This is a genomic window from Candidatus Pseudomonas adelgestsugas (assembly GCF_004124255.1).
GTDB classification, from domain to species: Bacteria; Pseudomonadota; Gammaproteobacteria; order Pseudomonadales; family Pseudomonadaceae; genus Aquipseudomonas; species Aquipseudomonas adelgestsugas.
Genome location: NZ_CP026512.1, coordinates 1,492,691 through 1,506,212, shown reverse-complemented (window position 1 = coordinate 1,506,212; position 13,522 = coordinate 1,492,691). Strand labels below are relative to the sequence as shown.

Annotated in this window: 2 protein-coding genes; both read right to left on the bottom strand. The window is 34.6% G+C overall.

The window, feature by feature from the left end; genetic code table 11:
- Positions 1 to 442: 442 nt before the first annotated feature.
- Positions 443 to 991, bottom strand: coding sequence for an adenine phosphoribosyltransferase (locus C3B55_RS03770; RefSeq protein ID WP_129211596.1), 549 nt, complete (start codon positions 989 to 991; stop codon positions 443 to 445).
- Between the two features lie 9,346 nt (positions 992 to 10,337).
- Positions 10,338 to 11,261, bottom strand: a complete 924-nt coding sequence (gene rfbD / locus C3B55_RS03765; RefSeq protein ID WP_457912702.1) for a dTDP-4-dehydrorhamnose reductase — start codon at positions 11,259 to 11,261, stop codon at positions 10,338 to 10,340.
- Positions 11,262 to 13,522 lie beyond the last annotated feature (2,261 nt).

The window sequence follows — 13,522 nt, the reverse complement described above, 5'->3', positions numbered from 1 at the left end:
CTTTGTGCATTCACCATGGTCTTTGATAGCTATATCTAGCTTATAGCGCTGATAGCTAACATGACTGCGTAGCTTGCCTAAAAGAAAATTTTTATATGGGCTTACTTGTCACGAAGCGTTTCAGTAAACTTATCAGTAAATTCTAGTCACTTAAACATTGACTGACAGCGATGGTAGTGATGATAGAAGTGTCGCAGGAGTTTATCTCGCATCATATATAGAATATGGCAGCCCGTAAGAGTATTGTAATCATGAGTTCCCTGGCCAAAGTGTGCAAGATAAGTCTTGTGGGATGGTTGGTAACTACACAGAGACAGCCGCATTATGTAAGCTTAGTGGCAGTATGCGTGAAGCAATAAATAGCGTTATTAATAAGTTATAGGTGACCACATTCCAATAGTAATTTTGGACTTGTCTACGATTAGGTCATTATAAACAACTATTACGGTTCAGTGAGGGTAAACTGTGTTAAAAAAAACGTGGGAATCTTCATATCTTCCAGTCGCTGCGAGCCACCTAACTCAGGTAAATCAATAATTGCTGCCACTTCAAAGATTTTTGCGCCTATTCTGTGCACTAAGTTGGCAGCGGCAATCAAAGTACCGCCAGTAGCGATTAGGTCATCAAACATTAGTACTGAATCGCCATTACCTAGGCTGTCAGCATGTACCTCAAGGAAAGCTTCGCCATATTCTGTCTGGTAACTTTCAGCCAGCACTCTTGCCGGTAGCTTACCCTGCTTGCGAAATAGAATCAGCGGCTTATTTAACTGGTAGGCAATTATCGAGCCTATCAAGAAACCGCGGGCATCCATTGCGCCAATGTGAGTAAAGTCTGCTTCTACATAACGTTGGGCGAAGCTGTCGGCTGTTAGGCGAAAGGCACGTGGTGATTGAAATAACGGAGTTATATCACGAAAGATTACCCCTGGCTTAGGGAAGTCGATGACAGTGCGGATCAGAGATTTGATATCGAATGCATCGAAAGTCATTATAGAAGAGTCCTAGAAGTGGAAAAAATAGACTCAAAGTATACCTGCGGTCTTGCCAATTAGCGCGGCTACAAGCGTACGCTACAACTATGTTATACTAACTTGATAAGCTGGCTACCGACTAGTATGTAAAAACTAAGTCTGGTCAAGGATATGCGCTTCTTTGTTTTTTCGGCGGTAATCAACTCACTTTTTAAAAGTTAGTATGTACTTTTGATACAGTCTCTATAGCTATGCCAAGGTGCATCGCTAAGCTTATTAAGCGCAATACTTAGGCGAAATCAACTGACCAATAATTCACGGATACAGAAACGTGCATGAACTAGCGGCACAATTATGACCATTGTACTGCTAATTTATCCAGATATTCTAAAGCAATGTTGCACGTTGAGGTTATCTCCAGAATTTAGGTTAGCACTTATTGGATTTCAGTATGTATACCATATAATTAGACTAACTCATTAGATAGACGAAAACTGGTTATTTGTTTTTTACCATTCAGGCTTTAGTTAAACATCTGAAATGCCTCAGAACGTATCACATGAAAATGATTTAAATTTATTGCTTTCGCAAAATAAAACTTTCTTTGCTTTTATTAATCAACCGTATTTCAAGATTTTATCTAGTGTTTCTATTACTGTCGAATTCAAAGCAATTAGCAGGCAAGGGAGCGCTATAATCATTACAGTCAGTCTAAAGCTAAACAAAAATTTAACTAGTTTGGCTATTTATGATTGTCTCATGAGACAATACAGATAAGACACAAAAATAATGTACGGAGAATAGTTGAAGCTGGCGTATGCTCAAACTAGTAACAATATAAAACCATGTATATCAATGCTGATACATAAGCACCGTTTATGGGCTAATACTGTAGATATGTCAATTAACACAGTAGAAAGTCTAATCATAAATGTGTTAGTGGTTTTAATGTAAAATTCTATCAATATAGCTAATAATAAAGATGCTTTTATAATAAACTAGCTAAGACTAAAGCGGTTGAACCAACGTTTATCGATAGTGTTAAGGCGTTCATTTCTGGTAATGCATGGTATAGTCTTGTGTGAGAGATTTTTTAGTAATGATATTAATTGTAGAAATCCGATAGAACAACCAAACACTCGCTCTAAATAATTTTAGAGTCAAACAGTCAGCTTGATGATAGTGTGATTTAACCATGAGCAGTAATGAGCACTAACGCGATGATACTGGAATTACGCCAAGTAAAAGTCGCTATTTTGCAAGTTGATGTCGAGTTGATATAGCTAGTTTTAATAAACGTTCATACGTAACGATGAAAGAACTGAATTTAATGGTGAAGTAATTCAGGTTTAAACCACCAATGAAAAGCGTTTACTATGTTATTGCTCTATATTTAGTACTAATAAACATGTATGCCTAATGCTGTGAGCGTTTTAATTTAGCTAGATAATTAGAAGCCATTACCCATAACTATGAGTTATGTAGAGATTGATTAAGCAAAATTGTATGGTTATGCTGTATATGGATCACCGTATAATTTTTTAGCCTTTTACAAGCGGTTCATTGCACATTAACAATACACTTAGGTTATAGTGCTCCTACTATTGCAAAACTTAATGTTGGCGTGGTTTCAACCAAATTTATACAGCAGAATCCAGTTGTCGCTCAGTGGTTCGTCTATGGGTTGATCTTGATACCGTATTTGCGATAATCATTCTAAGGTAAATTAAAATTATACGTAGTAGTAACAGGCGTTTGTACAGAGTAGCTTGCAAACATATAGCGAGAATTTTCATGCCTGCCTATTGGCAAAGTTGCATCAAGCGTATTTAACAAGTCAGATGTGCTTAGATTCACTGTCTAGTTAGTTATGTGTCTTAGGGTTTTGGTTGAGGTGTAGAGTGGTCCTGTCAAATTGTAGCGATGTCTAGAGTAATGACGTATAAACCTATTGATCTATATCAGCGTGCAGAGTTATTATGAAGAATTGTCATCTAAATAATCTATTAACTAGTTAAACCAGATAAATATTCAGCTGGTCAATACGTAACTAGTACCTAATTACGCAGTCCTTTAATTATAGCTTAGTATAGTATATCTTAATGTTTTTGACTTAGATGCGTCCTAGAAAAAACAGCTGGATAATCCAGGTCCAGCTATTGATTGATTACGGCAATCAACTATCATCAGTAATAATTAGAAAATACTTACTTTGTCATAAATAAATTACGAAGCCTTGGTTGTTATATAATCTATTCACGGTTATCTCTTCACATATAATAAATATTATGTTGACATACAGCTCGATAAGCAAATCATCTTTGCATGTATCATTAGTTTGGCTTGCTTCTACAAGATATTAGATGTTGTTTATGCAGACTGTATTAGTACAAAACAAGATCTCTGTTTAGATCATGACTTCAATTATCGTTATCTAGAATATATGCTTGTTAATTATTAGCATACCGTTTTAGTTATATTTCTAGTTTTAGCGCTTTAGCCGGTTAGTGTAATATAAAGCACTAGCCTGCATATATTATTGGCTTGGCACAAGCTGTGATTAGTTATCCATATTATTAGCGGCTGGCGTGGGTAATTCAATTAGCCATCATCAAGCTTCGAATGGTTCTTAACTGTTGACAGCTGTCGCATATTAATAACGTGATATTTATAGGTGCGTAACGGCTTATATCGTTAAGCTAAATATAGTGGTTGGCGTCAATGGCAAGAGTATAAGTATGGGTACTAATGCGATATTTAGTATGACTAATTGTAAAGTAGACGCCAATTATTTCGTTATCTTTGATTTTTGAACGTAAACACTATTTTAAATTAGTTAGTGACCTTTACAGGTTAAGCAAAAGTTTTTATTAGCTTTGTAGCTGATCAATACTTATTGCTTACTATTATAAGTGCGACACCATTAAAACAAATGTCCATTAAATTTATTCGATATACTTTTGGAGTGCTAATTATTCTAATTCAAGCAAAATAATCTCAAGTGTTTTAGGCCGTATATCAAAGTATAGTCGTTGTATTAGGGTATTTGAGTTAGTGGTGGAGCTGGATCATGCGATCCGCTTAAGGTGTGCTGGTTGCGATTGGGATGATTATTTTAAAACTCAGTCTTTGCGAAGACTGGTGGAATGCTTTGGTAGTTTGCTGAACAACGTTCTCGTTGCACCAGATGAAATCTATCTGGTCGATAGCTATGGATAGCCTAGTACATGCTTATTAGAGGCACTAGATAAAGCATATTGGCTTAGTGTAGCGTTAGTATACATGAACGTGTATCAATCAAAATTACTATAAAATTAGCGATCGATGCGTCAATCACTATTTGTATGTGTATTACTTATAATCTGGGATGCTGACATCAATAAATTTTGATCATGCTTTTGCACGAGACAGGCTTCATTTGCTAGATTAAGGATAGATTCTAAAATTCTAGTGCTATACAAATATCCATATTTCTTTTTTTATTTTGATACTGGAAGTGCAGTTATCGCTAATCGCTTGGCCTTGTCGATCGGACTAACTAGACCCAAGCGGTTACAATATTATATTGGCAACAGTAAAGGCATTTGACACTAATTAACTAGTGAGTATTAGATAGCAGTCAAGCGTTCGACACGCGCATGGTACGTTTCAATTTTTTTAGCTGGCAGTAACTTAATATATAAATTATATATAATAATCGCTACATTGTGACGGCTAATGATTAGCCTTTGTTTTGCGAAACATAAAGGAATTTAGTGGATGTTATCCTGGTGTATATATTACTAGATATTGAGTTTTGTTCAGTCAGGCAATGGATAACTAAAAGTACTTTTGCTAGAGTTTTTGTAAGTATTGCAGAAGTTTTATTTCTCGATATGCTGATTTTTTAAATTTTATTCATAGGTTTCGTTTTATAACGAAAACATGCCTTTTAGCGCGATACTTTTATTCGTTATATCTAGACATACTAAACACTAAATCACTTTTATATTTATCTACGACTTATTAAAAACTGTAAGTTTTTAGTCAGGGTAGCGTGCAACATATGGCTATGATTGAAAAAGTGTATGTTTTTATTGATTATCTTTAGATTGAAAAAACCATAGTTTTAGTGGAACTATGCATTAACCATAAAATTCAGTTGGTGAATTAGAATACATGATACTAAGGTTTGCAAAACCGGCAATTAACCATATCGCTAAATAACGGTTAACTTGCTTTGGTATATGCTTTAATAGAGTACATTATTTATACAATATGCTTAGCTATTGGCTTGACGTATACCAATTTATTAACAATGAGTCTTATAAATATTTTTGACGATAATACTTATGGAGTGTATTATAGATGAAATATGCTAATTCTGACAGAAGTGTAGTGATGGTAGGTAGTAATGTATTTGACGTCTGTAGTGGTTAAGATCACTAGTTGCTGCACTGGCATAATACGTTTATGCCTTGGTATGCTGGTTGATTATTGACCATAATCGCTCGGTCTTCCATGTTCTGCAGGAGTGCCAGCTATTGCAGGTGCTTATTTAACTAGTTTATATAATAATTAATTAATTAGCATTAATCATATAAGCAGCTAAAATAAAGCACATATAGCACTAAAGTTTGTAATGTTTATAGTAAAAAAATCCACTTAGATAATATGATTAGGCAATTACTACTAGTCGTGATATTTTAGAAGCTTGCAGCGCGTGTCGATATACAGCAACTGAGTGATCAACATCGAGTAATATAAATAGCGTTGTGGACAAAGACAGCGTAGGTTGCGTTTCAGATTTGGCTACTGCTTAGCTGGTAAAAAATTATGTTGGAGAAATGTAGCGTATATAGCTGGCTATTGTCTTTAGTATAATGCTAACGCGTAACTGGGTACGCCTCAACCGTAATCTAACTATTACGCTTATCTGTCCCCATATAGCAGCGAGGTGAAAGATTTGGAAGAAATGATCAACTTGTCTGTATATGTTTATCAGAATTATAGCTAGTTTAGCTATGTCTGTATATAAATAAATATAGCCTTAAGCGGCAGTTAGCTGCAAACGCTTCTAGCGTTACTAGTATGTAAAAAGTAATGGTTATTAATTTTATAGAATAATTGTATTGCTATCACTAGTTTGTGTCTATTGATAGGTTAAATGTATATTCCATATGTGGAGCACACAAGCTAAGCAAATTTAAATGATGTATACTATTTTGTGATATTATATGTAATTTTTTATTAAAAAATCATTTAGCTATCTTGTTTTGTGTGGTTTGCTGTTTTTTGTATATAAGCAAAACTGCAGTATGCTCATTTTAATTTTTGTTAATGATAACATATGTGTGATGTGCCTGCGTAAAGATATTTTATCTTTATTACAGTTTTATACTGTTACTGCTAGTCCTATAGTGAGGCTGTGCTGACTGTCTGCAAGTTAATTGTTTAGATAGATAAATGCGCCATTAAATGGTTAGTTATGTTTTTATATGGTGTATATCAAAGCAAACTACGCTTAGCGTTCGATATAAAATCCTGTTACTTGGTAAAATCACTAAGTTAGCTGGCAGCTTTAACGCCGCCTATCTTCTTTAGGTCAAGTGTTTATGCTTGACTTAAAAACTAACATTGTTGCGGTGACTAACATTAATTATTTTACATAAAACGTTTACTTCATCTTTGTCAAGTATAATGTTATGATCCTAATGTATTCGTACAATTAAGATTTTCCATGTAAACAGCTCGACCATAGAACAACTTGACTCCATTAAGCGACATCGTCACTGTAATAACATATGAGTCATTTTTGATAACAGCTTCATAAGCGACTATAGCTGGCCATTTTGAGCGGTATTGCAGCTTTTGAGGAATGTACTAGTTAAGTTCTTATTTACTTTTTGCAAGCTTTATAGCTACTGTTGTTGACGTGTCATATAGATATCCAGACAAATTATTTTACATAGTGTAATTAAAATGAAGTCTGTAGTGATGCTATATAGTCGTTATTTTGGACAACTAATTAATGTCTTCTATAACCTTTAAGCGCTGCTACTTCTAGTAAATTTCTATTTTTACTTTTACTATCTATGCATATCTATGACCAGGTGTTGATCACCTTTCGGCATATTTTCTTATATGCAGCATAAGTAAAAATATGCTAAGAAAGCAATAATTAAACAGATTTACAAACATTGTCTACCTAATGCTTGCTCGTACAGGCATGGTAATCTGTATCCTTGTGCTGAGTATTAATCTTCACCATGAATCATTTGATCTTGTAGTTGCAGTATAATCATACATTTCTATGAAAGTGATGATTCTTGCGATCGGCCTGGTAATTAGTCTTGTGAATATGTTTAACTTGATGATGTGGATGGCACGTTATGCATATTTAATATTATTTATATAATATAAGGTTAGTTTTAAATCATTGTCTTGCTGCTTGCAATAGCCAACTGCGAAAATACTCCGCACTTGAACGCACTGTATAGTGAAGTGCGTTTGGAGTAAAGAGATTTCGAATACTATAAAAAAAGAACAAGATCATTTATGTCCTGAACTTTGAACTTAAGACAGAAGACGAGCTAGGTTTAACTAGTTCGTTTAGTATTAGCTAATTGACTTATAGGTAGGTAACTGACTTGCTGCACTGGTAATGCGTTACAGCAGTTTACTATAAGCTAGGCTGAATGTTACTAATGCAACATTAACCATTATCTGCAAGACGCGTACTTATAAGTTTGTTTAGCTGCTTGCTAGATGTTGCGAACTGTATCTAGCTTAAATTAAGTAGTTCAGAACTTTCTTCAGAGTCAGAGTCAGCATATCATTGCTGTTCGGTTGCTGCTATCAAAGATATACTGATTCTCAGTATTGACCAAATATCCTTGGTGTTAAATATATCAATGAAAGCTACGTTCTAAATAAAAAGTTTAGATACCATAATGCATGGCAAGGCTGTGGTTGCAATTACGCATTAATTACTTACTTTATATGGTGTATAAACTAGTTAGTAGTACTGAAGAACGCTAGGTTATCTTGGTGTATAGCCAGGCTACGTTTTTAGAGGTTTGTACGTATAGTTTAAATTTAGACGTTACTGTTAGTTATTCTTTTACAATCAGAATCACTATGTGTAGTTTTAAATAATTTTTTAAGAGTTATAGCGGCATTATCATTAGTTCTTCGCGTATAAGCCTAACAAAGATTACTTATTGTGAGTAATAAATTTACCTCAAAATGCCAGACAAAATTCAAAACAATTATTTGCTATCATGAATAGCGAGCTATCTAAATAATTATATTTACTATTATACATAAGTAAGCCATTTCTGCAGCACTGTTGAGCAAGCCAAAATTATTGCGGATGTTATTGGGGAATTTGGTTGATGGCGTAGCGCTGACTATGTCAAGCTGATATTGATAGTTGTTAGAATCACACACTTAAGGATTAAGGCCGTAGTCACCTTACCTAAAATGAAGTAGCTACCAAATAACAGGTAGTTAGTATCAACTTCCTGGTTGACCATAATAATAGTTTAAACCTGTAGCAGTTTTCTGCTGTTCTTAGAGTTCTGTATGCTAATACAGCCAAGAAATATGCAGCCTACACTTCAAAGCCAAAATTTGGATGCTTAAGGCTTTCTTAATTTCAATAGTAATAATCTGGATGATGCTTTTAGGTTAGAATACTCGATAATTACGCTGTAAATATTAGCGTAGTTTGATCTGTACGCTATAGAGCTTGCATAAGGATGCGAGCAATTAACACATTTAGTAGTGTTATGCAAAGCTAAAGTATATCTGTAATTGATCCACGATCATTCTTGAATGCATTAAACTGAATTATGTTCGCACCAATTAACAATTACGTCACTGGTTCGCTAATATCTTTTAGGGGAAATAGGAAAATTCTGTATTAAATTACATACCTTAGCAGCTGACCATAGTTACCATTTAGTATTTTTTGCCAAAAGAGTTGGCGTGCTATCAATTGATTACTTAACTGTTAAGCTTGAAATATCCTAAACAATGCAACTATCTGGAACCAAACTATAATAATTAGTGCTTTTTTAGAGCTATTTCGCAGACTCATTTAACGACTATAAATATTTAAGTCAAGTTTTTCTAGATCTATGGTTAGCTATTGTTTTTTAATGCTTAACATTTCCTTCACCTATGTGCTGAGAGCTATAAAGTCTGTACTGGTGTCAGCAGCTATATACAAACCTCATCACACACTACATAAACTAGCCTGCATTGAGTTTAGTAGACGTTGCAAATGTCTGCGCGCAATACATTTTTAGCAGAGCAAGAGTTATTATCTGGATTGTACTTTAATATAACGATATATAGCGCTTCAAACTGCTTTTGAGTACAATTCTTAAAAGCTATACTTATCATCAAAAAACTCTAGCATTTATTAAAATAATATATAGTAGCGCTAGTTTTCAGTGTTTCATAAAATGAATTTTTTAGCTTAGCAGACATTTAATATATAGTTCATAACTTTACTTTAAATAAAGATATAGGCTAAACGTTATAGCTGTTATTTAACAATCCTATGATGATCAAAAGCAATTCACTACCATCAAGATAGGTAACTTTAAATTTTTAACATAGTTTAAGCATAATTATATAGCTCCTGGCTTTGAAATAACAAAATCATGGGTATGCTATTTGTTCAGCTATGCATAGCTATAACCTATAGCCAGAAGACGTAATAGCTTGTTCATATGTAAAGACAGTTGATTTTGGTAAGTTCTAGCTCACTATGCTGCAATAATGTGATGTTTGTGGCGATTTCAGCTATGCCATGATCATAGAAATATAGACCAGTAACACAGTATAGCTGAATGTTGGTTTCAGAAATTTTTTCTGTTGGGCAATCTTTGCCTAGTATTTTGGCATCAAATTCGGTAACGCTATAATACTCATGACTGCTAAGTGACAAGCGTATAATATTTATACCATCTTAAAATAGCATCAATACTATTAAGTGACTTATTAAAAATATAGCCATCATAGAGATTATTGTCTGGTACCAATGCTTATAGGTTCGTACCGATGCAGTCTGCATTTATAATAAAATACCTGCGTTATCGCTATTATCCTTAGGATTGTACATGGTGAATAAAATATCCAAGCCTTAATTTCTGTTGTTACCTAACAGGCACTCGAAACACGTAGTGTTCTATAAATTAGAAATAATTAAAATGTTGCAAATATTACGCAAGCATTAACGTGACCAACGAGCAGTAAGTCATTAGTTTATCGTAAATTAGTAGTAACTGTTTAGAAGTTGCCAAGATTACAGAGTATAGACAAGTCCTTAGGCCAACTAAGACAAAAATAATTAATTTATGTTTAAGTATGTTTATCTCTTAGAATGTTTAGAAACCATCAATTCTACACCTTCTTGCCATTTAGGTAAGTGCAATGATAAAACATTTTGTAGTTTTTGGGTATTGAGTCTAGAGTTACCTGGGCGCTTAGCTGGCGTCGGATAGGCTGCTGTGGTAATAGCACTCACGTTGGCTGGTTCTACTTTGAGTTGCACACCAGCTGCTTGCGCCTGTTCTAGCACAAAACAAGCATAGCGGTACCATGTAGTTTCCCCCGCAGCAGCCAGGTGGTATATTCCACTTAATTGCTGGTTTAGGCCTATAGTACGGATCGCTTGAGCAGTGACGTCGGCTAGCAGGTCCGCCCCAGTTGGGGTACCAAATTGGTCATCAATCACATTTAGGCTGTCGCGCTCAATAGCCAAGCGTAGCATGGTTTTAGCGAAGTTATTGCCACGCGCTGCGTACACCCAGCTAGTACGAAAAATTAAATGTGCACAACCGCTAGTCTGAATAGCCCGCTCGCCTTTTAGCTTGGTTATACCGTAGACGCTTAACGGTCCTACCGGATCGTTTTCTAGCCAAGGTATATTACCTGTGCCGGCAAATACATAGTCAGTAGAATAGTGTACCAGTAAGGCGTTCAGCTTTAATGCCTCGGTAGCCAATACTGCTGGGGCTTCTGCGTTAATACGCAGAGCTTTGGCTGGTTCGCTTTCGGCTTTATCTACGGAGGTGTAGGCAGCGGCATTAACGATGATATTAGGCGCACATTGCCGCACAGTTGCGGCTAATCCATATAGATTATTTAGGTCACCGCAGTAGTTCTGGCTTTTTGAGTCAAGCACAAGAACTTGACCTAAAGGGGCTAGGCTGCGTTGAAGCTCCCAGCCAATCTGGCCATTTTTACCAAATAGAAGAATTTTCATGCCGAGCGCCTGGCATAGTTTTTTGATCCACTCATAGTAAGAACCAAATTGGATATTGCTGAACCAATCCTGGTTATCCAGGCACTAATCTACATTTTTGTGGGTATGAATCTAGAAATATTTAGTTAGTCTCCAATTAAGCTTTGGTTTTATCGTACATGCATTGATTCAGCAAATGGTAATCATTGCTATGGTAATCAGTCACGTATGGAATCTGGTTTCCGTAAAGTGCATTACTCACTTGATGTCATAACTCATATAGCAAGGTATACATTGTGTAGACGATATTTATGTTAGCTGCTTTTAAAACAGTCTATATTGCAAGTTTTGCTTAACGTATTAGGTCCCAGTATACAACGGATAGTGCTATAGTAGTTTTTTTAACGTATAACTAGCTATGAATGTGCTTACTATAGCCGTATACCAGCAGTAATTTACCTGCCAGAGTTTAGACGATAATCAAAGGAGTTAGCTTTTCCGAGAAAAGGTACGAACTGCTATTCCAGTAATTAGTAGTCGATACTAGCAAGCTAGAGATATCCTAATAGGAGCCTGTCAAGTTTTCTCTCGCAGCCTTATTTGACCTAGTAAAAGCTGTTAGCTCTTGCGCTGGTCTGTTTAAGTAAACGCTTAGTTGTTCTTAGCCATGGAGATATAGACTTATTCGAGTGTAATATACAAAATAGTTAAAAGTAAAAGCGTGACTGAGCAGCTTATTTAAAGATGGCACATAGTTTATATTGCAGTAAGCAAGCTAAGGTTTACTAAATTGCTAGTATAGATTATCTTATTCAGATTCATGATTAATCTCATAAGTTTAGCTGAATAGGCTCTAATAGAATGTATGCACTAATAAAAAATTAGTACTGCTAGTTACTAAGATAGTCATTTAGTTAAGTCTTTTATAGTCGTATTAGAGGTATTAACCATAGGTTTTCTATAAACCGTCTGCCAATAAAAAATGGCTGACTAAAATTTAAACTATAGTTTAAATAATATTAAATTCCGTACACTTTTAAGTAGTATGAAAGTCTTTTGATGTATTTTGTAAATACGATTCTGCATAAATTTGCAGTATATAAATGTTTTGTTCATGTTAATCATGATAACGTTTTTTTGAAATATTCACCAATAGTTAACTTAGTAAGCTTTATAGCTGGAGTTGTTACTAATTAGGTTTTATCATGCTAGCGGTATTATATTCTAGGTTTTAAATTATAGCGAATGGTGTCTTGCGCTTATGTAATAAGTTAATTACAATTAGCTAATCGTAAAACAGTACTACTACACTAAAACGAACCTCTATTATCATCAACTCACAAATATCCTGGTTAAAGAATGCGGTATTGCTATCCGCAATTTTCTAAATAAATACGTTCAAAAAGTGCGCAGCCGTAGTAGACAGCAGCAAGAAAACAAACGCACTGTTAAGTCATCTGTAAACTGCATACGACCACAGCAAAGTGTCTCTATATCTATAGACTAATTCTATACATAGTTAGCGGCTATCTATAGTTTTTTTATTAGGTGCTTAGTGCCTTGTAGGCACCGCATAAACCGCCTACTGATCTCAGCGCAATAAGTTTTGCTTATTTGATAAGCATAATCAAAATTGATCGGCATACTCTACATACCATGCTTTTTGATAGTCTGCTGGTTAATGATGATGTAGATTATATCATATGTTTTCGACTATTTTATAATATAAACATACCCCGTATTATAGTTAAAGTTATGGAATATATCGTTAGTAATGTTAATTATGAATTAGTTGATAGCTGAATGAATATCCTTAATATGTATTATCGATAAGGTATTATACACTTTATAGATGCTATTGCTGGTTTTATTCTTGATTAGTGCTACAGTAGATTTATGCTATGTCTGTGTATTAATTCTGCTGTTATAAACTATAAAAATCTGGATTTTATAGTTATAAATTGTGTTTATATTAACACTATTCTTGATATGAATGAGAAAGTTTCTTGTTCTTATTAAGGTCTTGATCTGGTTTAGGTTAATTCTGATATCAACTACTAGTTGTGGTAATTAAAACGTAAGCGTGGACTGAATGTAGTTGATACAACAGGTTTTTTGTGTGTTAATATGCTGTAACAGCTATCAAATTAGCTGTAGACAGAACATAGTTTTTTTGGTAATGGCAATTTTTTAGTATGTGTCAATGATATTGGGTAATAGTTTCAAGTATTTTTAAAAAATTGTCAGATAACGTTAAAGATTTCTAGTGAACTAAAGAACCTAGCATAACAAAAATCTTCGCTAACTGC

What these genes read in the sequence shown, in the direction of transcription:
- C3B55_RS03770 (WP_129211596.1), bottom strand. Translation starts at nt 991, where the DNA reads ATGACTTTCGATGCATTCGATATCAAATCTCTGATCCGCACTGTCATC.